This is a genomic window from Cohnella zeiphila (genome assembly GCF_014212055.1).
Taxonomy (GTDB): domain Bacteria; phylum Bacillota; class Bacilli; order Paenibacillales; family Paenibacillaceae; genus Cohnella; species Cohnella zeiphila.
Genome location: NZ_JACJVO010000007.1, coordinates 262474 through 282919 on the forward strand (window position 1 = coordinate 262474; position 20446 = coordinate 282919).

Here is a 20446-nt window from a genome sequence, read left to right on the forward strand (position 1 = left end):
TGTCAAAAGTGTGTGTCGCTTTCGTGAAATGCCGATTATGCCCGATTACAAGAAGTATGGCCTTCCGAATGCCTTCCCATCGCCATTGATCCCAAAAAAACCGCCAGTTTTCTGGCGGTTCGGCCGAGAAGGAGACACGGGTGCGCGAAAGTCCGTTTCTCAATGGTCGCGGCTCATCATGACGTTCGCGATCCGAATGAGCGGCTGCGCGTCGGCCAATCCCGCGGATCCTACGGCGGCGATCGCTTCATCGGTGAGGCGCGCGACCCGGCGGCGGCTCTCGTCGAGCCCGATCAGATACGGATAGGTTACTTTCCCTTGCCGCTCATCACTTTTCAGCGGCTTGCCCAGCTTCTTCTCGTCGCCTGTCAGATCCAGAATATCGTCCAGAATCTGAAATGCCAGACCGACATTGCGGCCGAACAGCCCCAGCGCTTCCAGCTGGCGTTCATTCGCCTCCGAGGCATGTCCGCCCGCGCGCAGCGAGAAAACGATCAAATCGCTCGTCTTGTGAAGATGGATGTTCTCCAAATCCTCGAGCGAAGTGATCCCCTGTTCCCCCATCATGTCGTCGGCCTGGCCGCCGACCATGCCCGGGAGTCCCGCATAGCGGGCCAGCTCGGCGACGACCGCCACGGTCCGTTCCGCGGGAACCCCGCGGCCGACCGCTTGAGCCGCCACATAGAACGCATGGGTAAGCAGCCCGTCCCCGGCCAAAATCGCCATCGCTTCGCCGAATACCTTATGGTTGGTCGGCCGTCCGCGGCGAAAATCGTCGTTGTCCATCGCCGGCAGATCGTCGTGGATGAGCGAATACGTGTGAACCATCTCGACGGCAGCCGCGAACGGCAGCGCCTTCTCTCGAGCGCTTGCGCAGCCGGCGACGCTTTCCGCCGACGCAAGCGTCAGAATCGGGCGCAGCCGCTTGCCGCCGGCGTCGAGCGAATAGCGCACCGCTTCGCTCAGCCGGGACGGGACGCGCCATCCGGAGGGCAGCATCTCCTGCAGCGCCTTCTCCGTCTGAACCCGCAATTGTTCCATGTACGTTCCAATGTCTTCGGTGTGGGTCACCAGCCGGTTACTCTCCTTTATCTCCATTGAGCTCTCCGCTCGAAGGGGCGAACGGCTTGCGCTGCATGCCGCCTTCTTCCTCCACAAGCATCTCGATCCTGCGTTCCACCTGCTCGAGCTTGCGGCCGCACAGCTTGGACAGCGTCATTCCCTCCTGGTACAGCTCGATCGCCGTTTCCAGCGGAACATCCGAGCTTTCCAGCTTGGACACGATTGCCTCCAGCCGCTCCATCGCTTCTTCGAACGTCAGCTCTCCGAGCGCTTCATTCTCGTTCCCGTTCGATTCCGACAACGTCCCCATGTTCCGTCTCCTCCCCATGCAGTCCCCAAACTTGACAGTCCAGCTTCCCGTCCGCCAGGCGAACCTTGATCAGGTCGCCAGGCTGCACCTCGCGAATGCTGCGGATCAGCGAACGCTCCTGCTCGTCGTAGGCCAGGCTGTAGCCTCTCGCCATAATCTTGAGCGGACTGAGCGCGTCCAGCTGACGCACCAGCCCGCCGAACGCCTTCTGCCGCTCGCGCAGCACGCCTCGCATCGCCAGGGCCAGCCCGCGCGCGGCCGCATCGGCCCGCTTGCGCGCATAGGCCGCTTGCTCCGCCGGCCGAACGGCGCGCAGGCGGCCATCCAGCCGCGCGAGCCGCTCCCGCGCCCGCGCGCGATGCTCGTCCGCGCGATGCCTCAGCCGGTCTCGCAGCCGGTCGAGCTGTTCGGCCCTCGCCAGCAGCGCCCGCCTCGGCTGCGTGAAGAACGGCGATCGCGCCGAATGGGCAAGCCGCGCCCGCGCCCGTTCAAGCTGCAGCCGAAGCGTCTTGGCCATTCGCAGCTCCAGCGATTGCAGCGACTGCCTAAGCTCGGCCATGTGCGGCACGGCCAGCTCGGCCGCGGCCGTCGGCGTCGCGGCGCGCAGGTCCGCCGCGAAATCGGCGATCGTAAAATCCGTCTCGTGGCCGACCGCCGAGATGACCGGAATCGCGGACGCCCGGATAGCCCGCGCCACCGTCTCTTCGTTGAACGCCCACAGCTCCTCCAAGGAGCCGCCTCCCCGCCCGACGATGAGCACATCGACCTCCGCGAGACGGTTCATCGCGGCGATCGCCTTCACGATGGAAGGGGCCGCCGCTTTCCCCTGAACGTTCGCGGGATACAGCAGAATCGGCACGGACGGGTGGCGGCGCTGCAGCGTGATGATCACGTCCCGCACGGCCGCGCCGGTCGGCGACGTAATGACGCCGACGGCCCGGGGATAGCGCGGGATCGGCCGCTTGCCGGCCTCCGCGAACAGACCTTCCGCCTCCAGCTTGCGCTTGAGCTGCTCGAACGCAAGATACAGGCTGCCGATGCCGTCCGGCTGCATCGCCGTCACGTAAAATTGATAGGCTCCGTCCCGTTCATAGACCGAGACGCCTCCCCGGGCGAGCACCTTCATGCCGTCCTTGGGCGCGAACGGCAGGCGTTGGTTATGGGAGGCGAACATGATGCTCTTCAGCCGGCCGCTCTCGTCCTTCAGCGTAAAATACATATGACCGCTGGAATGGCGGGTAAAGTTCGAGATCTCCCCGCGCAGCCACACGTCCTGCAGCCGCAAATCGCCTTCCAGCTTCATCTTGATGTATCGGTTTATTTCGCGGATGCTCAGCACGCGCGCCGGTTCCATCTTATGCGCCTCCGCTCCGTCCGGATTTTGGGAAGTCCGGCGAACAAGCGCCTTCATTCGCCGGGATATTAACGGTCGATGCCGTTCGCCCGCTTGGCCGCTTTGAGCGTGTTGGACATCAGCATCGTGATCGTCATCGGCCCGACGCCGCCCGGTACCGGCGTAATCCAACCCGCCGCCTCCGCCGCGTCGCCGAAATCGACGTCCCCGCACAGCTTGCCGTCCGGCAGCCGGTTCATGCCGACGTCGATGACGACCGCCCCCGGCTTCACCCAATCCCGCTTCACGAGCTTGGCTACGCCGACGGCGACGACAAGGATGTCCGCCTGGCGGGCAACCTTAGGCAGATCGGGCGTACGGGAGTGCGTCATTGTCACGGTCGCGTTCTCCCGCAGCAGCAGCATCGATACCGGCTTGCCGACGATGTTGCTTCTGCCGATCACGACCGCATGCTTGCCCGAGGGAGACTGGCCGGTCCGCTTCAACAGCTCGATAACGCCCGCCGGCGTGCATGGCAGCAGCGAGTCGTCGCCGATCATCAGGTTGCCGACGCTGACCGGATGGAAGCCGTCCACGTCCTTCTCGACCGAAATGGCATCGATGACGGCCTTTTCTTCGATATGCTTCGGCAAAGGCAGCTGCACCAGTATGCCGTTGATATTGCCTTGGCGGTTCAAGCGGTCGATCATCCCGAGCAGCTCCGACTGCGAGGTCTCGGCGGGAAGCCGGTGAACTTCCGAATAAAAGCCGAGATCCTCGCATGCCTTCGCCTTATTCCGAACGTACACTTGCGACGCCGGATCTTCGCCGACCAGCACGACGGCGAGTCCCGGCTGAACGCCGCGTTCCTTTAAAGCGGCCGTCTCTCTTCTGATTTCTTCGCGGATCTCATCCGATATCTTCTTGCCGTCGATGATTTGCGCGCTCATGGCGTAGGTCCCTCCGAATTCGTGGTCGTCTCGTCCGGCTTGTCCGACGGTTCCGTCCGAACGCCGCCTTCCCGGATCATCCGGCCGAGCACGCCGTTGACGAACTTGCCGGACTCTTCCGTGCCGAAATGCTTCGCCAATTCGATCGCTTCGTTGACGACGACCTTGGGCGGCGCCTCCTTGCCGTACTGCAGCTCGAAAGCGGCAAGACGGAGGATCTGCAAGTCGACCCGGGACAGTCGGTCGACCTGCCATCCGGTCAAGTACGTCTCCAGCATTCGATCGATCTCCGACAGCCGGCTCTCGACGCCGTTCACCAGCTCGCGCGTGAACGACTCCGCCGCGTCGAGTTCGCGAACGTCGGCCTCGATCTCGTTCTCGTGGCGAGCTTCTTCCATGACGGTATCTACCGCCGTTCTGCCGTCGACCGCGTTCATTTCCATTTGGTACAAGCTTTGTACCGCGATTTCCCTAGCCAATCTCCGTCTCATGAATCCTCCGATCATAACTCCCGCGTAATCATGTCCATACCGTCATGCTTGCCCGCGAAGCGGAAAAGGCGGCCGATAAGCCGCCAGGACGGACGATCCGCGATTTTACCGCGGCCAGTGCCAGCGGTCCGTCAGCCAGGTCAACAGGCGGTCCCACGGCACCAGCGGTCCGCGCTTGTCGTCCCTGCGCTTGCCGAGACCGTAGCCGATGCCGGCCAGCAGCGCACAGAACAGCATATCCCAAAATCCGACGAACACATAAATAAAAAAGAGAAAGAGTCCCGCGGCCACGCCGGCCGCACGTCCCCCGTACGTCTCCCACCAGCTTTTCCACATGGGCGACACCCCTATTCCACGCGGCTCTTATAGGTAGTGGGGGACTGCGTCACGTTGGCGATATAGACGGACACTTCGGCCACCGGAATGCCCGTCGTCTCCTCGATCTGTTCGGATACCGTCTTTTGCATTTCCTCGGAAAGCGCGGGAATCGACGTCTCCCCGTCGACGAAAGCGCGGATCGAGATGCGCAGGCCGGCATCGCCCGCCATCACCCGCGCCCGCAAATCTTTGACGCCTCGCGTGCGGGAAGCAGCCTTGAGCGCGATATTCTCCATCGTCTCCACGGAGATGCGAATATCGCCGTGATCCGTCTTCTGGTTGATGGAAGGAGCCGAGGAGCCGTTTCGCTTCACCGAGACGATAAAAAACCGCAAGCTGACGAGCAGCAGCAAGGCGGCGACGACGATGACGGTCGTCTGAACGATCTGGTTGCGCCCCGACAGATCCGCCGTAAAATCGTCAATCGCCTTCGCGTCGAACCCGCCGCAGGCGGCCACCAGGACGACGATCGACGCGGCTCCGATCGCCACGCTGTATAGAAACATCAGCAGCCTGTCCAATACTTTGATCAATGTGCGTCTCCTCCAGTCGTGACAAACAAATGACCCCCGACCTGCGAAAAAGCGCCAGGCAACCGTTCCCTAGCCGAGAACGGTCGTCCAGGCGCCGGCATCCGCTGGCCGGAGGCGTTGCGCCGACATCGGAATGTTCCCTTATGCGGCGTTATCGGACACGCGTATGCGATTCGTCTTCTTCTGTTTTGTCAGCCTGCTTGAACTGCACATCGTGAATATGTACATTCACTTCGACGACGTTCAGACCCGTCATCATCTCGATAGAGCGCTTGACGTTGACTTGAATCTCCGCCGCGATCTCCGGAATCTTCCGTCCGTATTCGACGACGATATTGACGTCGACGGCCGCCTCGCGTTGGCCGACTTCGACTTTGACGCCCTTGGACAAGTTCTTGCGTCCGAGCAGCTCGGCGATCCCGGTGGAGATTCCTCCGCTCATGCCCGCGACGCCGTCCACTTCGATCGTGGCGAGTCCGGCAATGACTTCAATGACTTCCGGAGCGATTTGAATGGTCCCCATTTCGGTCCGCTCGTAATCAGGTACCAATGTCTCCATCTTTCAAATCCACCTCCTTGTTCGCAGAACGCCGTCCCGCGAAGCCCGAATACGTTCTTCCGGCCCGGGTCCGCAGAAGCGGCGTTCCTGTCATTATTCATACTATAGCATTGAAGGAGATTTATGACAAACTTGTACGATCGGCCGTTTAAGCCTATTCGAAAGTCTGGTTGACGTCATGTTCTTCCAGAAACTTGATATCGAACGTTCCCTTGTTGAAAATCGGATGCTCGAGCAGCTTCAAATGGAACGGAATCGTCGTTTTTACGCCCTCTACCATAAACTCGGCGAGCGCTCTGCGGCCCCGCGCGATCGCTTCCGCCCGGGTCGGCGCCCAGACGATCAGCTTCGCGATCATCGAGTCGTAGTGCGGAGAGATCAAATATTGCGGATAGGCGCCGCTGTCGACCCGCACGCCAGGTCCTCCCGGCGGCAAATAGAAGCCGATGCGTCCCGGAGACGGCATGAAATTGCGGTCCGGGTCTTCGGCGTTGATGCGGAATTCGAAAGCCCAGCCGTCGAAGGTCACCTGCTCTTGCGTGAACGAGAGCGGATTGCCCTCGGCGACCGAGATCATCTCCTTGATCAGGTCGATCCCGGTGATCATCTCCGTGACGGGATGCTCGACCTGGATGCGCGTGTTCATCTCCATGAAATAAAACTGGCCGTCAGGCCCCAGGAGAAACTCGATCGTTCCGGCGCCCGAGTAATTGACCGCCTTCGCCGCCCGAACGGCCGCCTGCCCCATCCGCTCGCGCAGCGCCGGCGTCATGACCGGGCAGGGCGCTTCCTCGACGAGCTTCTGGCGGCGGCGCTGCACCGAGCAGTCCCGTTCGCCCAGATGGCATACGTTGCCGTGCTTGTCGGCGATGATTTGAATCTCGACATGCTTCATGCCGGTCAAATATTTCTCCAGATAGACGCCGGAGTTCCCGAACGCCTTCTGCGCTTCTTGCTGCGCCGTCGTAATCTCGCGGACGAGCATCTCTTCGTCGTCCGCAAGCCGGATGCCGCGGCCGCCGCCGCCGGCCGTCGCCTTGATGATGACCGGATAGCCGATCCCGCGCGCGACGCGAACGGCTTCTTCGATATCTTCCACGAGGCCGTCGGAGCCCGGGATGACCGGAACGTCCGCTTGCTTCATCGTCTGCTTCGCGACCGACTTGTCCCCCATCCGGCTGATCGCGTCCGCCGACGGGCCGATGAACGTAATGTTGCACGTCTCGCAAATCTCCGCGAAATCGGCGTTCTCGGACAGGAAGCCGTAGCCCGGATGAACGGCGTCGCAATCGGTCAGCGTCGCGACGCTCATCATATTCGTCAAGTTCAGATAGCTGTCCTTGGAGGCGGTCGGCCCGATGCAGTAAGCTTCATCGGCCAGCCGCACGTGCAGCGATTCCCGGTCCGCCTCGGAATAGACGGCTACCGTGGAGATGCCGAGCTCCCGGCAGGCGCGGATGATGCGGACGGCGATCTCGCCGCGGTTCGCCACCAAGATCTTATGAATGTTCAAGGCAAGAAATCCCCCTTTGATGTTACCGGCGCTCCTGTCGGTCTCACGCTCGGGAAAAGGATCGTTATTCCGGTTTGACGAGGAACAGCGGCTGGCCGAATTCGACCAATTGGCCGTTCTCGACCAGAATCTCGACGATTTCGCCCTTCACTTCCGCTTCCAGCGGATTCATCAGCTTCATTGCTTCGAGGATGCAGACGACGGTCTTCTCCGTCACCCGGTCGCCCGTGTTCACGAACGACGGCGCGTCCGGAGAAGGGGCGCGGTAGAACGTGCCGACCATCGGGGAGACGATCGAATGCAGGCCTGCCGCGCGGGCGGACGGTGCGGGCGCTGCCTCCGCTTCCGAAGGAGCCGTAACGGCCGCGGCGGAAGGAACGGGCACATAGGATGGCGCGACCGGAGCCGTCTGAACGTTGACGACTTCCGTCCGGCCGGGCTTGCGAATGGCCAGCCGGGCGCCTTCGCTTTCGATCTCCAGTTCCTGAACGGACGTCTGGTCCACTAATTTGATCAGTTCTTTGATTTCGCTTAATTTGAACATGTTTTCGTCGGACACTCCTTGGCTTGGGGATTCCCCTCGTCGGTTATCCATAGGGTTCTTGCAGGTACGTATAACAGAGTTATTATATCATACTCGATTAAAATGGAAAGAGCCCGGCCGAGGCCGGGCTTCGCCGCGAAACCGGATTACGGATTCGCAATGTATTCGACGGTTACCCGGTCCGGCGTGACTTGCAGCTCTTTCATCGCCGTCTCTACGATGCCGACCGCCTGGCTCTTGTCGAGCTTGTCGGCCTGAACGACGACTTTGAAGTTGCCGCTGTCGTTGTCCTGCTCGACGACGGCGTTGTCGTAGCTCGTCAGCAGCTTCTCTTCGAGGCTGGAGATTCTCTCTTCCGTCGCGTCGAGCCGGTGCAGCTCTTCGATCGCGGAAGCCGTGTCGCTCTGCGAATTGTTCGTGTTGTCGGCGATAATCTTGTTCAGCTTCTCTTCTTGTTCGGAGACAGAAGTCCGGCGCTGCAGCTCGATGTTGTCGAAGTAGGCGCGGCCCGTCTGGTTGTTCATGTTCGAGATGACCGCTTCGTCCGACGCGCCGGACTGAGAGTCGCCGGACGCTTGCTGCTGATCCTTGCCGTCCGTCGCCTGCGCCGAAGCGTCGGGAGACGCCGCCGCGTCCTCATGGTCTTGCCCGTCTCCCGCCGCATCCGTCTGGCTGCCCGTCGTATCCTTCGCCGTCCCATCCGGAGGAAGAGCGGATGCGTCCGCGCCTTCGCTCTCCGTTTGGCCGTCCGTCGCCGTTCCGGAGCCGTCTGTACCGTCGGTGCCATCGGTGCCGTCGGTGCCGTCCACTTGCGTGATTTGCACGCTTCCGTCGGTCGGGCCGGCGTCCTGCGTATACCCGCTTGCCTGATCGGCCGTCTGTCCGACCGGAGAAGCGTCCTCCGTGAACAGGTAGTAAGCGGAGAGAATGACCATGAGGCTGAGCATCGATACCAGCCAAATCGTTTGCCTTCTGTTGTTCATAAACGCATAACCTCCCGAATCGAGTTGGTGTTCTTCCTTTTCAGAAACGCTATTGCTTGCGGGGAACGACGGAGATCCGGTGAATCGGAACGTCGAGTCCTTTGGAGATCGCATCGGCGATGAGCAGGTGCACCGTCGCGTTCTCCGCTCCCTTCGCGACGACGAGCACGCCGCGGACTTGCGGTTTCAGCTTTTTGACGACGATCGGCGATTGCCCCCCGTTGACTTCGTATAATGCAACCTGGCCGTTCTTGTCGACGCTTGTGATATGCCGCTTGGCCCCGTTTTTGTCCGTCTCGTCCGTCAGTTGTTGCGTCTGCTGCTGATTCAGCTGCACGACGGTCTCCTCGGTCGAATCGACCGTCACCATCACGTCCACCGTGCCGACGCCGACGATGTTCTCCAGCATCTGCTTCAACCGGTCGTCGAGCTCGTTCTCGATGTCGGAGAACGGATCTTTATCCGCGTCGTCGCTGCCGTTCAAGAATGCCGCCTGCTGTTGCTGCTGCTGACGGGGAGCGTCCGAGTCGCCCGGAGGAGACAGCCCGGGATCTTGCGAAGGATCGACCGGCTTGAAATGAAGAAAGGAAGCGATAAGCAGCAGGGCCGCTCCGATCAAACCGATCAGCACCAGCCAGCGGAACGCCTTGACGCGCCTCGGTCCGCCCGGCCCTCCCCCGATGAACGATTCCAACTGTTCCAGCCATTTGGCCATGCTTCTCCTCCTCCTTCAAGTCGGACGCCTCGCCTTCCCCGCTCCGATCCCGGATAACGGTCAATACTTGCCTGCTTCGGCCCCGTCCGCCTCCCGGACGACCCGGACGCGGTCCGCCGCGACGCCGAATTGGGACGATACAAGCGTTGCCACCCGGGAACTGACGGTCTCATCCGCCGGCGCCGCGCCCGCCGGAACGGCTTCGGATTCGCCCGCCGCGCCTTCTCCGGGAGCGGCGGACGGGGCATCCGTCTCGCCGTCGATGTCGATCTCGACGGGGGCGACCGGTTCGATCTCGTCCGAGACGTCCGTGCGGCCGGCGGATTGATCCGGCACGCGGCCGCTATCGGCGAGCCACACCGTCACGGCCGTTACTTCCCGGCCGCCTCCCGGCTCGTCGTCCGTCTGCACGTCCACCTTGCGGACTTCGCCGACGCCGGATCGGTCCACGGCGGTTTCGATCTGCGCGGCCAATTCGCTCGAGGCGAGCTGCGCCGCTTGCCGGTCGCGGGACGCGCTCAGCTTGGACGCATCGTCGCGGATCTTCCCGAGCTCGGCCGGATCCGTCGTCGGGCTCAGCCGAATCGAACCGAGCTCCCTCGACAGCTCGCTGCCGAAATCCTGCTTGAACCAGTGCAGCAGCGGCGTCGATACCGTCATCAGCACGAGCAGGCCGGCGACGAGCCGCACATACCGCTGCATCGTGCGGTTGGGCAGCAGCAGATCGACGAGCGAGGCTAGAAGCACGACGGCAACGATCTGCTGCAGCCAACCCGACAGTGACGCCATGCCTCTTGCCTCCTTCCGGCCGTCACCGCATCATCACCGATGCGTTGCCGGCGGTCAGAATGATCGTTACGGCCAGGAAAAACATCAGGCCGACCGACGCCAGCGCCGCGAAAACGTAGATCATCGTCTTTCCGATCGTCTGCAGGCACTGCACGATCGGCGTATCTCCGAGCGGCTGCAGCACCGCGGCCGACAGGTTGTAGATGAGCGCCAGCGTCAGAATTTTCACGGCGGGAAAGGCGCATAGGAACAGCAGAATGACGACCCCGGCCAGTCCGACCGCGTTTTTGACGAGCAAGCTTGCCGACAGGACGGTATCCGCCGCGTCCGAGAACATGCGGCCGACGACCGGAACGAAGTTGCCGGTGACGAACTTGGCCGTCTTGAGCGCGATTCCGTCCGACACCGCGCTCGTGGCGCCTTGGATCGACAGCACCCCGAGGAAGATCGTCAGCAAGACTCCGAGCAGTCCGACGCCGATGCTTCGCAGGAGATTGGCCAGCTGGGTGACCTTGTAGCGGTCCGAAATGCTGCTGACCAGATGAAGCACCGCCGAGAAGAACAGCATCGGGAACACGAACAGGTGAATGAGCGTGCCGACCGTGTGAATCATGAACACGATGAGCGGATGCAGCACCGCAACCGTCGTCACGCCGCCCGTGCTGGCCAGCAGGGTCAGCAGCAGGGGCACCATCGCGAGCATGAACTGCACCATGTTGCCGATGGCGTCTCCCGCGTACTGGGTGGCGGACCGGAAGCTGTTGACGGCGATGATCAGCAGCACCATGTAGGCGATCGCGTAGGCGACCTTGCTGACCGCGTTGCGCTCGAAAGCGTTCTGCATCGTTTCCAGGATCATCGTAAAAATCGCCAGAAGCACGATCGTGATGATCAATTTGCCGCTGTACAGCACTTCGTGGAGAAAGAATCGCGCCAGTCCGACGACCGCCTGTCCCGCATCCCAAGGCTGCCCGCTCGGGAACATGAGCTGTTTCAGGGACGGTGCCTTGCCTTCGGGAAAGTAGCCGCCGTATTCCCCTCGAAGCTGATCCCAGAACTTCTCGATCGGACCGAGGTCCACTTCGCTCGCCTGCTGGCGGGCGAGATCGCCGGCGACGGATTCTCCGTCCGTTCCGGAGGACGCCGGCGCCGCCGATTGGACCTGCGCCGCCGCCGTTCCTTCCGTGCCTGACGAATCCGCGCCGGAGGCCCACGCCGACAGCGGCAGCAGCGACAGCAGCCAGGCGGAGAACAGCAGCACGAGCGGAAGCAGCCCGGGTTTGCGTTTAAGCGGTAGCAGGGGGCTCATGCCTAGCGTTCCTCCTCCCGTTGCGGCGAAGCTGCGGCTGTCAGGACGGCAGCAGGCCCAGCACCGTCTCGATCATGACGCTGATGATCGGAACCGACATGACGAGAATGAGCATTTTGCCCGCAAACTCGATTTTGGAAGCGACGCTCTCCATCCCCGAATCCCGCACGATCTGGGCGCCGAACTCGGCGATGTAGGCGATGCCGATGATCTTGAGCATGGTCTTCAGGTACACTGAAGGGATGCCCGAGCGGTCGGCCAAATCTTCCAGAACCGAGACGACGCTGTCGATCTTGCCGATCATCGCCAGGAAGATGGCGATGCCGACGAACGCGGAGATCAGAAACGCGAAGATCGGCTTCTGCTCCCGCACGACGAGGATGAGCACGGTTGCGAGCAGCCCGATGCCGACGATCTGCAAGATTTCCACCGCTCTCACCTGCCGTCCGATACGTTACTGGAACAAGAAGATCGTTTTGATCTCCTGAAACAGGTCGTTCAGCAGCCTGACGACCATAAACAGCACGACGACGAATCCGATGACGGTAACCCAATGCGCCATATCCTCTTTGCCCATCTGCTTCAGAACCGTATGGATCATGGCGACGATAATGCCGATGCCGGCGATCTGGAAAATCGTGCTGACGTCGATATTCATCGATTCGGCCCCCTACTACAACATCAGGATGACGACCAGGGCCGCCCCCAGCACCCCCAGGCTCCGGCTTAACTTCTCATACCTTTGCTGCTCCTCTCGGGCGGCGGATTCTTCGTCCTGCAGCTGGAGCATGGCCAGGCGCACGTGCTTGAGCTGGTCCTCCTTGCCGCTGCCGCCGAGGGAAGCGCCGAGCCGCAGCATCGCTTCCTTCTCCCCGGCCCGCATGGACGTCGAGCTCCAATTGTCCGAGAGAACCCGCTCCCAGCTTTCGCTTACCGTGCCTCCCCGCTCCGACCGGAGCTCGCCCGCGATATCCGCGAACATGCCGGACAGCGGCGGGGGCAGGACGAGCGCCATCCGCCGGAGAGCGTCGGGCAGAGGCGTCTGGCCGTAGCCGATCTCCGTCTCGAGGCGCTGGAGCGCATGCAGCAGGTGCCGGATTTGGCGGGGCCGTTCGGCGAATCTCGCCGCTTGCACGAACCCGATCATCGTGCCGGCGAACAGCACGAGCGCGGCTCCGATCAGCTTAAGCATCATGAGAGCCTCCGCCATCGCCGGTACGATCCGGCGAGCGGATCGGCGGAAGCGGTCTCTGCAGCAGGGCCGGCTCCCGGCCGGCATCCGGCGGCCGCGCCGGCGCCGGGGCATCCCGCGGCGCCGCCCATGATCGGCGCGCGCCTCGTCCCGCTTCCTGCTCCGCCTCGTCCGGCGCATAGACCCGGTGGACGACTCGTCCTCCGCTTCGGGAAAGCACGGCGTAAGCGCCGAACATTCCTTCCCGGGCGAGCGAAGCAAGCACCGGCCTTCTGAAGACGTCGGACAAGTCGGCCGCATGGGCGGTCGCCAGCACGCGCACCCCGGCGTGCAGCGCTTCCCGCAGCGCCTCCGCGTCCTCCGTCCGGCCGATCTCGTCGACTACGAGAACTTCCGGCGACATCGAGCGGATGAGCATCATCATTCCCTCCGCCTTCGGGCAGGCGTCCAACACGTCGCTGCGCGGGCCGAGGTCAAATGAAGGAACCCCGCGCTCGCAGGCGGCGATCTCCGACCTCTCGTCGACGATGCCGACTTTGCGGCCGCTCCAGTTCCGCGCCGCCGGATGGTTCCATTCCCCGGCGCTGACCGCCCGGGCCAAGTCGCGCAGCATCGTCGTCTTACCTTGTTGCGGCGCGGAGACGAGCAGCGTGTGGCGAACCGTCCGTGAGGTCAAGTCCAACAGTTCCGGCAGAAGTCTGGCGGCGCATCCCGCCCTGGCGCGGGCGATCCGCACGTTAAAGCCGGCGATGTCGCGCAGATGCCGGACGGAACCGCCCTCGAGGACGGTCCGGCCGGCCAGTCCGATCCGATGACCCCCGGCAACGGTGACGAAACCGCGCCTGAGCTCCTCTTCCACCGCGTACAGAGAATAGTCCGTTAATTTCTCAAGCAGCGCCCTGCAATCGTCCCGGCTCGGCCGATATCCCGGGTGGTGATCGGCCGAGAGCGTTCCGTCCGGTCCGACGAACGCGAACCGGCTGCCGTACCCGACTTCCAGCGGACGATTCTCGCGAATGCGAATCTCTTCCAGCTCGTCCAGGACGGCGGGCGGAAGCTTGGCCAGAATGAGCCTTATAGAATGCGGCAGCCAATCGAACTGAAGCGGCGGCATCGGGATTCCCCCTTTCCCGAGTCGTATGTCCATTACTGATTCATATGTATGCTTGGACGACCCGTTTATGACTGCTTGGCTTACACTGCAGGCGAGCGACTCTATTTCTTCAGGATTCCGATCAGCAGGCACGATACGCCCACGGTCACCAGTATCAGGCGCATGGGAGACAGCTTGTCCGACAAGCCGACCAGGCCGATCGCCGTTGTCGTGAGCAATACGATCGGCCCGACAAGCGCCAGCATGGAATTGACCGCGAGCGCCTTTTGCACCTCGTTCAGCTTCAGCATGACGAGCGCGGCCGTCAGTTCGAGGCTTCCGGAGACGATCCTCAGCAGCGCCATGCTGAATACGTGTTTATCCACCCTGCCTTCCCCTTTCAATCAAAGTTTGTCCGTGTTTCTACTCTATGCCGGCCGGAACGCCAACTTGCCTTTTTCCATGCGGATCTTCCTTGTCGCGCCGAAAAAGTAGATTCGTATAGAAGAAAGGGCGCCCGAAATATTGCCCGCCGTTCTCGGGCACCGGCCTAAGCCTGGAAGCATATATTGCTTTTGCAAACCTTACCGGCGCCTGCGGCGGTAAATTCAACCTTACGCAAGGAGAGTTGAGCATGGATACGAAAATCGGGGAGTCGACCTGGCCCGCGGTGCTGACGGATCCGAGCGAACGCCGGTCGGCCAAACCTCGAACGACCGGCCTGACCATGGTCATCGACAAAGGAATGGGACCGGCCGCTTTCGCCGATCTGCTCACCCTGGCCGGCGATTACATCGATCTGGTCAAATTCGGTTTCGGCACCGCGCCCCTTCATCCGCTTCCCCTGCTCCGGGAGAAGATCGCCGCCGCCCGCCGATACGGCATCGCCACTTTTCCCGGGGGCACGTTGCTGGAAGCGGCGATTCGGCATCGGGCGGAGAAAGGGTTTTTCGACATGGCGCAGGAAATCGGCTTCGACGCCGTGGAAGTGTCGGACGGAACGATCGATCTGGATCGCGGGACCAGAGATCGTTTGATTCGCCAAGCGGGGCGGCTCGGCCTTCGGGTGTTCACGGAGTACGGGAAAAAGACGCCCGGATCGCGCATCGACGCGGACGATCTATGCCGGACGGTCGAGGAAGATTGCGGCTGCGGCGCGGAAATGGTGACGGTCGAGGCGCGCGAATCGGGGGTCGGGGTCGGCCTGTACGACGAGAACGGGAATTGTCGCGAAGAAGAACTGGATGAACTGCTTCGCCTGCTGCCCGATCCGAGCCGGGTCTTGTGGGAAGCGCCGCACAAAAACCAGCAGGTCGCCTTGCTCATGCGCGCCGGGGCCGACGTGAACCTGGGCAACGTTCCGCCATCGGAAGCGATGGCGCTGGAGACGATGCGCAGAGGCCTTCGGTCGGACACGTTCGCGCTTCACCGGTGCGTCATCGATTACGAGATCTGACCGGCGCCGTACGAAAACAAGCCCCCCGACGGTTCTAAGCGGGGGGCTTGTTCCATATGTTCTACATGAAGGCCTGTCTTCGACTTTTTGCCGGACGCGGCGCTAACGCTTGGAGGCGCAGACGATACATGAACGGAGAATTCGTGCTTGTCGCGTTGATCCTCATCGGCATGCTGGGACGCTCGCCGATCATCACGACCGCGGCCTGCGTGCTGCTCATCGTCAAACTGATCCACCTGGAGCGCTTCTTGCCTTCCATCGAGCGGAGAGGGCTGGAGATCGGACTGCTGTTCCTGACCTTGGCCGTGCTCGTGCCGTTCGCTTCGGGCAGAGTGCAGGTGAAAGACGTGATTAACGCGTTTACGAGCTGGACAGGCTGGGTCGCCCTGATGGGCGGCGCGGTCGCCACTTATATGAACGCGAAAGGACTGGAGATGCTGAAGTTCGATCCCCAGCTCATCGTCGGGCTCGTCATCGGCTCGATCATCGGCATCGTGACGCTGCGGGGCATTCCCGTCGGCCCGCTGATGGCGGCCGGAATTACCGCCTTGATCCTGAAGCTGGCGCAGATGTTGGCGGGAAAATAACGGCGGCTCCTCAGGACATCGCGATGAGGATCCGGAAGCGGCCGCTCGACCGTTACCGTCTTGTTCGCTTCGTCCCAAGCGATGCTCGCTCCCAGCTTCCGAAGATGGAGCGAAGCGGAAGAAATGCCTGACCGGAACGGGCGATGACGCCGTTGTTCAGCGGCATCGATTCTCCGTTCAGAACGACTTCGATCGGCGCTTGCACCGGAACGGGCGTTACATGGTCGAAGTCGTAGTCCCCGCTGCCCAGCTCCGCGTTTTTTGTTGACGCCCCAGCCGAGCAAAGTTCCGTCCTTCTTATGCATAATGACGTGGCGGACATCCGGCCGAAGCTCGTCGACATCGGTCGCAAGCAGCTTCTTCCCGGCATTGGATGGCATCGATGCCCGCTCGACCGATATTTCGTACACATTGCCTTCCATCGTGAGCGCAATGACGGACCTCTCGACGGTATACGCCTCTTTCACGTTCCGCTATCCGGCGAGCAGGACGGGCGCCGGCTGTTCGTGTGTCTCGGTCCTATCGGAATACCCCGTGACCGTCGAGCCCCAGAACCAGAGACGGGACTCGCCGTCGATCGCCAGATTCCTCGTGTCGTTGGCCGAAACGGCGCGAATGTTCGATAGGCCCTGCACCCGCTTGGCCAAAGCTGCGTCCCACGGCGAGGCCTGTCCCGTGTAATCATTCGTGCCATCCGATTTGATAAGCGTTTGCTCCGCGAACAAAGAGATGCCGCCGGCAGTCCCGGCAGCGGCGGCGGCCGGCAGCAGCAGAAACGGCGCTGCCGTCACGCAAGCGAGCGGAGGAATCAAGACGAATCTCTTTTTTTCATAAAATCCTCCTTCTATTAACCGGCCTCACAGGTTCCGCATGATGAACGGCTGCGACTGGGAAAAGTCGCTAGAGAGCAGCCGCTTTAGCGAATCTTAAGGCATCCTCCGTTCCCGCGGCCGATCAAACGCAAAAAGAGAGCTGCCTTCGGTCCGGAAGATCCGAGGCAGCTCTCTTGCGGTTTTGAGCAATCGATGAGGTGCGGACGGCGGAATCGGTCAGCGCCGCTCCTGCGGTCCGCCGACGAAGGCCGATTCGGCCGTGTCGAGTCCATAGGCCGTATGAAGGGCGCGGACGACTTCCTGAAGCGGTTCGGACGCGATGACGCACGAGCATTTGATCTCCGACGTGCTGACCATCTTGATGCTGACGCCGGCTTTCGACATGACGTCGAACATCTTGGCGGCGACGCCCGGATTGGACACCATGCCGGCGCCAACGATCGACACCTTCACAAGTCCTTCCTCGTAAGTCGATTCGCGGTAAGGCACCGCTTCGCGGACGTTCGCGATGACCGCGAGCGCGCGCTCGCGGTCCGCCGACGAGACGGTAAACGAGAAGTCGGCTTTCCCGTTCTGAACGCCGCTCTGAACGATGATATCCACGTCGATGCCGGCATCGGCCAAAGCGCCGAACACGTTCGCCAGCACGCCCGGCACGTCCTCCACTCCGAGAATGCTGATTCTGGCCACGTTCTTATCGAATGCGATGCCGCTGACGACGACGCCTTGTTCCATTGCCGGTTCCTCCCTCACGAGCGTTCCTTCGTTCTGCGTAAAGCTTGAGCGCACCACCAGCCGTACCCGGTGATGCTTCGCGTACTCGACCGCACGCGGATGGAGCACGGCCGCTCCGAGATGGGCGAGCTCCAGCATCTCGTCATAGGAGATGACGTCCAGCTTGCGCGCGCACTTGACGACGCGCGGGTCGGTCGAATAGACTCCGTCCACGTCCGTATAAATCTCGCAGGCGTCGGCTTGAACCGCCGCAGCCAGAGCGACCGCGGTCGTGTCCGAACCGCCCCGGCCGAGCGTAGTGATCTCGCCGTCCTCCGTCATCCCCTGGAAGCCGGCGACGATGACGATCTCGCCGCGGCCCAGCGCGGAGAGCAGGCGCTTCGGCTCGATGTTCGTGATCCGCGCCTTGCCGTGGACGGCCTCCGTCTCGATGCCGGCCTGCCAGCCGGTAAACGACCGGGCCGCGTGCCCGAGCTTGTGAATGGCCATGGCCAGCAGCGCGGTCGAGATTTGCTCGCCTGTCGTGAGCAGCATATCCATCTCCCTTGCGGGAGGCTGGGCGTTCAATTCCGAAGACTTATCGATCAGATCGTCGGTGGTGTCCCCCATGGCGGATACGACGACGACGACCTGGTGTCCCTGCAGCTTCTTGTCGACGATCCGCTGCGCGACCCGTTGCATCCGTTCCGTCGTTCCGACGGAACTGCCGCCGAATTTCATGACGTATAAAGACAACTTCGCATTCACTCCCCGATGTTGCTTCTGCATACAGCACTATATTATAGCATAAGAGCTTGGGCCCCGGTACAATAAAAAAGCCGGCGAACGCGCTAGATAGCGGGGTTTATGTTCATCGGGTGAACTAAGCGCGATTCAGAGCGCCATTGGGCCGGCTGGATGTTCATGCGGTGAACTTAGCGCGACTCAAGGCGCCATATGGCTAGCTGGATGTTCACGCGATGAACTTAGCTCGGCGCAGGGCGCCATACGGCTAGCTGGATGTTCACGCGGTGAACTTAGCTCGGCGCAGGGCGCCATATGGCTAGCTGTATGTTCACGCGGTGAACTTAGCTCGGCGCAGGGCGCCATACGGCTAGCTGTATGTTCACGCGGTGAACTTAACGCGGCGCAGTTCGCCATGCGGCTAGCTGTATGTTCACGCGGTGAACTTTGCGCGATTCAGGGCGCCATTGGGCCAGCTGTATGTTCACGCGGTGAACTTAGCGCGGCGCAGGGCGCCATACGGCTAGCTGTATGTTCACGCGGTGAACTTAGCGAGGCGCATGGCGCCATACGGCTAGCTGTATGTTCACGCGGTGAACTTAGCGCGGCGCCGGACGCCAAAAAAAATCCTTGCCCGAGCCGGCTGGCGGCGTGGCGGGCAAGGATTTACGAAAGATCAGCTTATGCGCGCGAGACGTATTTGCCTTCGCGGGTATCGATCGTCAGCACGTCGCCTTCGTTGATGAAGAGCGGCACCTGGACGCTCAGGCCGGTCTCCAGCTTGGCGCTCTTGGTCGCGCCTGTCGCGGTGTTGCCCTTGATGCCCGGCTCGGTCTCGACTACCTTCAGGTCGACGCTGTTCGGCAGGTTGATGCCGATGATCTCGCCTTGGTAGCTGGCGATGTTGACCGTCATGTTCTCGGTCAGGAAGTTGATCTCCCATTCCAGCTGCTTCTTGTCCAGGTTGAACTGGTCGTACGTTTCGTTGTCCATGAACGTATACTCGGTACCGGAGTTATACAGGTATTGCACCGCGCGGTTCTCGACATGGGCGCGGACGACGTTCTCGCCGGCGCGGAACGTCTTCTCGACGACGTTGCCGTTGCGCAGGTTCTTCATCTTCGTGCGCACGAACGCGGCGCCTTTGCCCGGCTTGACGTGCTGGAAGTCGACGACGGAGCAAAGGTCTCCGTCCACTTCGATGGTAAGGCCTGTCTTCAGATCGTTAACGGAAATCACTGCAATATTCCCTCCTGTGGAAACGTGGCTCCCCTAATCCAGAACGATAAGTTCCTTCGGGGAATGAGTAAGTATTTTAATCCCGTCATCCGTCATCACGACGTCGTCTTCGATGCGAACGCCCCCGAAGCCGGGGAGATAAATACCGGGTTCGACCGTGACTGTCATGCCGGGGGTTAAAATCGTCTCTTCCATCCTGGACAAGCGAGGCGCCTCATGGATTTCCATCCCGAGGCCATGGCCGGTCCCGTGACCGAAACAATCACCATAACCATACCTTGTTATGATGTCTCTCGTCAAGGCGTCGCCTTCCCGTCCGGTCAGTCCGGGGCGTAGCTGCTCCAGCGCGTGAAGCTGCGCCTCCAGCACGATGCCGTAAATCTCGCGGTGTTTGTCGGACGGACGGCCGACGACGACGGTCCGGGTAATGTCCGAGCAGTAGCCTTTATAGTAGGCTCCGTAATCTAAAGTGACGAATTCGTCCCGGCCGACGACCCGATCCGAAGCGACGCCGTGAGGCAGCGACGAACGCTCGCCGGAAGCGACGATCGTATCGAAGGATGTGGAAGCCGCGCCGTTTTTCCGCATGAAAAATTCGAGCTCCAGCGCCACTTCCGCTTCGGTAACGCCGGGTTTGATAAAGCCGAGAATATGCGTAAACGCCCGATCGGCCACATCGGCCGCTTCCTGCATGATCGCCAGCTCCGACTCGTCTTTGATCATCCGGATTTTCTCGATCGCTCCTCCGGAGACAAGCAGCTCCGACGGAGCGAACTTTTCCTTCATGGCGGCGTAAGCGGCATAGCTGACGTCCTTCTCTTCGAACAGCAGCTTGGAGACGCCCCATTTCCGGAGCAGGCCCGCGACATCCGCATGGACGTCGGTCCCGTGTTCGACGACCGCGAAGCCGGCCGCCTGCCGGGGAGCTTGCTCGCGATAGCGGAAGTCGGTCAGAAGCACCGCTTCGTCCGACGAGATGAGCACGACGCCGGAAGTGCCGGTAAATCCGGTCAAATAGCGGCGATTCACCGCGTTCGTGACCAGGATCGCGTCTCCGCCCGCCGCTTGGATTGCAGCCCTCAGCTTCTCTACCCTTGCGTTCGGCATGTTCATCCTCCC

Annotated in this window: 26 protein-coding genes; 2 read left to right on the plus strand and 24 right to left on the minus strand. The window is 61.7% G+C overall.

Going from position 1 to position 20446, the window contains the following annotated elements:
- Positions 1-159: 159 nt before the first annotated feature.
- The 19 genes from H7C18_RS06335 to H7C18_RS06425 all read right to left on the minus strand — a co-directional run bounded on the left by H7C18_RS06335 (position 160) and on the right by H7C18_RS06425 (position 14140).
- Positions 160-1071, minus strand: a complete 912-nt coding sequence (locus tag H7C18_RS06335) for a polyprenyl synthetase family protein (RefSeq protein WP_420481840.1) — start codon at positions 1069-1071, stop codon at positions 160-162.
- Positions 1072-1078: 7 nt separating this feature from the next.
- Positions 1079-1372 carry an exodeoxyribonuclease VII small subunit gene (gene xseB / locus H7C18_RS06340; RefSeq protein ID WP_185128174.1) on the minus strand — a complete coding sequence of 98 codons (294 nt, stop codon included), beginning with the start codon at positions 1370-1372 and terminating at the stop codon, positions 1079-1081.
- The gene (gene xseA, locus H7C18_RS06345) at positions 1335-2726 is read right to left on the minus strand and encodes an exodeoxyribonuclease VII large subunit (protein ID WP_185128175.1); all 1392 of its coding nucleotides are present in this window, start codon (positions 2724-2726) and stop codon (positions 1335-1337) included. The genes xseB and xseA overlap by 38 nt, the downstream gene beginning before the upstream one ends.
- A gap of 68 nt (positions 2727-2794) precedes the next feature.
- Positions 2795-3655 (minus strand): bifunctional methylenetetrahydrofolate dehydrogenase/methenyltetrahydrofolate cyclohydrolase FolD, encoded by an 861-nt coding sequence (gene folD / locus H7C18_RS06350; protein WP_185128176.1) that lies wholly within the window; start codon positions 3653-3655, stop codon positions 2795-2797.
- Entirely contained in the window at positions 3652-4146 is a 495-nt protein-coding gene (gene nusB, locus H7C18_RS06355) for a transcription antitermination factor NusB (protein WP_185128177.1), read from the minus strand. Before nusB ends, folD begins: the two co-directional genes overlap by 4 nt.
- 105 nt (positions 4147-4251) lie before the next feature.
- Entirely contained in the window at positions 4252-4482 is a 231-nt protein-coding gene (locus H7C18_RS06360; RefSeq protein WP_185128178.1) for a DUF2273 domain-containing protein, read from the minus strand.
- 11 nt (positions 4483-4493) lie between these two features.
- Complete coding sequence (gene amaP / locus H7C18_RS06365) at positions 4494-5057, minus strand: alkaline shock response membrane anchor protein AmaP (protein ID WP_185128179.1); 564 nt, start codon at positions 5055-5057, stop codon at positions 4494-4496.
- A 151-nt stretch (positions 5058-5208) separates the two neighbouring features.
- Positions 5209-5616: an Asp23/Gls24 family envelope stress response protein gene (locus tag H7C18_RS06370; RefSeq protein ID WP_185128180.1), complete on the minus strand. Its 408-nt coding sequence runs from the start codon at positions 5614-5616 to the stop codon at positions 5209-5211.
- A 154-nt stretch (positions 5617-5770) separates the two neighbouring features.
- Positions 5771-7129 (minus strand): acetyl-CoA carboxylase biotin carboxylase subunit, encoded by a 1359-nt coding sequence (accC, locus tag H7C18_RS06375; RefSeq protein ID WP_185128181.1) that lies wholly within the window; start codon positions 7127-7129, stop codon positions 5771-5773.
- A 64-nt stretch (positions 7130-7193) separates the two neighbouring features.
- A complete protein-coding gene (gene accB, locus H7C18_RS06380; protein WP_185128182.1) occupies positions 7194-7673 on the minus strand; it encodes an acetyl-CoA carboxylase biotin carboxyl carrier protein in 480 nt (159 codons plus the stop codon).
- 146 nt (positions 7674-7819) lie between these two features.
- Positions 7820-8656, minus strand: coding sequence for a SpoIIIAH-like family protein (locus tag H7C18_RS06385; RefSeq protein WP_185128183.1), 837 nt, complete (start codon positions 8654-8656; stop codon positions 7820-7822).
- Positions 8657-8705: 49 nt separating this feature from the next.
- Complete coding sequence (gene spoIIIAG, locus H7C18_RS06390; RefSeq protein WP_185128184.1) at positions 8706-9371, minus strand: stage III sporulation protein AG; 666 nt, start codon at positions 9369-9371, stop codon at positions 8706-8708.
- A gap of 60 nt (positions 9372-9431) precedes the next feature.
- A complete protein-coding gene (locus H7C18_RS06395; RefSeq protein ID WP_185128185.1) occupies positions 9432-10160 on the minus strand; it encodes a stage III sporulation protein AF in 729 nt (242 codons plus the stop codon).
- A gap of 22 nt (positions 10161-10182) precedes the next feature.
- A complete protein-coding gene (gene spoIIIAE / locus H7C18_RS06400) occupies positions 10183-11469 on the minus strand; it encodes a stage III sporulation protein AE (protein WP_185128186.1) in 1287 nt (428 codons plus the stop codon).
- A 40-nt stretch (positions 11470-11509) separates the two neighbouring features.
- Positions 11510-11899, minus strand: a complete 390-nt coding sequence (spoIIIAD, locus tag H7C18_RS06405) for a stage III sporulation protein AD (RefSeq protein WP_185128187.1) — start codon at positions 11897-11899, stop codon at positions 11510-11512.
- Positions 11900-11923: 24 nt separating this feature from the next.
- Positions 11924-12127, minus strand: a complete 204-nt coding sequence (gene spoIIIAC, locus H7C18_RS06410) for a stage III sporulation protein AC (protein WP_019007235.1) — start codon at positions 12125-12127, stop codon at positions 11924-11926.
- A 15-nt stretch (positions 12128-12142) separates the two neighbouring features.
- Complete coding sequence (gene spoIIIAB / locus H7C18_RS06415) at positions 12143-12661, minus strand: stage III sporulation protein SpoIIIAB (RefSeq protein WP_185128188.1); 519 nt, start codon at positions 12659-12661, stop codon at positions 12143-12145.
- Positions 12654-13775 carry a stage III sporulation protein AA gene (gene spoIIIAA, locus H7C18_RS06420; protein ID WP_185128189.1) on the minus strand — a complete coding sequence of 374 codons (1122 nt, stop codon included), beginning with the start codon at positions 13773-13775 and terminating at the stop codon, positions 12654-12656. The genes spoIIIAB and spoIIIAA overlap by 8 nt, the downstream gene beginning before the upstream one ends.
- Positions 13776-13876: 101 nt before the next feature.
- Positions 13877-14140 (minus strand): YqhV family protein, encoded by a 264-nt coding sequence (locus tag H7C18_RS06425; protein WP_420481841.1) that lies wholly within the window; start codon positions 14138-14140, stop codon positions 13877-13879.
- A 248-nt stretch (positions 14141-14388) separates the two neighbouring features.
- On the opposite strand from H7C18_RS06425, the gene comA reads away from it, so the two are divergent.
- A complete protein-coding gene (gene comA / locus H7C18_RS06430) occupies positions 14389-15210 on the plus strand; it encodes a phosphosulfolactate synthase (RefSeq protein ID WP_185128190.1) in 822 nt (273 codons plus the stop codon).
- Between the two features lie 128 nt (positions 15211-15338).
- Positions 15339-15797, plus strand: a complete 459-nt coding sequence (locus H7C18_RS06435; RefSeq protein ID WP_185128191.1) for a DUF441 domain-containing protein — start codon at positions 15339-15341, stop codon at positions 15795-15797.
- A gap of 52 nt (positions 15798-15849) precedes the next feature.
- Here the strand turns inward: H7C18_RS06435 and H7C18_RS06440 are convergent, their stop codons facing one another.
- The 5 genes from H7C18_RS06440 to H7C18_RS06460 all read right to left on the minus strand — a co-directional run bounded on the left by H7C18_RS06440 (position 15850) and on the right by H7C18_RS06460 (position 20434).
- The gene (locus H7C18_RS06440; RefSeq protein WP_185128192.1) at positions 15850-16149 is read right to left on the minus strand and encodes a hypothetical protein; all 300 of its coding nucleotides are present in this window, start codon (positions 16147-16149) and stop codon (positions 15850-15852) included.
- 121 nt (positions 16150-16270) lie between these two features.
- On the minus strand, positions 16271-16609 hold the full coding sequence (locus H7C18_RS06445; protein ID WP_185128193.1) for an RCC1 domain-containing protein: 339 nt from the start codon (positions 16607-16609) through the stop codon (positions 16271-16273).
- A gap of 237 nt (positions 16610-16846) precedes the next feature.
- Positions 16847-18100 (minus strand): aspartate kinase, encoded by a 1254-nt coding sequence (locus H7C18_RS06450; RefSeq protein WP_185128230.1) that lies wholly within the window; start codon positions 18098-18100, stop codon positions 16847-16849.
- Between the two features lie 669 nt (positions 18101-18769).
- On the minus strand, positions 18770-19327 hold the full coding sequence (gene efp / locus H7C18_RS06455; RefSeq protein WP_185128194.1) for an elongation factor P: 558 nt from the start codon (positions 19325-19327) through the stop codon (positions 18770-18772).
- 33 nt (positions 19328-19360) lie between these two features.
- A complete protein-coding gene (locus tag H7C18_RS06460) occupies positions 19361-20434 on the minus strand; it encodes a M24 family metallopeptidase (protein WP_185128195.1) in 1074 nt (357 codons plus the stop codon).
- Positions 20435-20446: the final 12 nt, after the last annotated feature.